At 39.2% G+C, this 209-nt stretch carries 1 protein-coding gene; it reads left to right on the forward strand.

The genetic code is table 11. From position 1 onward, the window contains the following. The coding region (pgk, locus tag V6256_RS16225) for a phosphoglycerate kinase (RefSeq protein ID WP_341599209.1) at positions 1-209 on the forward strand (209 nt) is incomplete at both ends.

Consider the following 209-nt stretch of genomic DNA (forward strand, 5'->3'; position numbering starts at 1 on the left):
TACCTGTTCGCTTAGCGACTGACTATTTAAAAGGGCTTGTAGTAAACGAAGGTGAATTTGTTGTTCTTGAAAACGTTCGTTTTAACAAAGGCGAAAAGAAAAACGATCAAACACTATATAAGCAATTAGCTGCAGTATGTGAGGTATATGTAATGGATGCATTTGGTACGGCTCACCGGGCTCTCTCTTCGACTAATGGTGATGATCTA

The organism is Psychromonas aquatilis, from assembly GCF_038155185.1.
Lineage (GTDB): Bacteria > Pseudomonadota > Gammaproteobacteria > Enterobacterales > Psychromonadaceae > Psychromonas > Psychromonas aquatilis.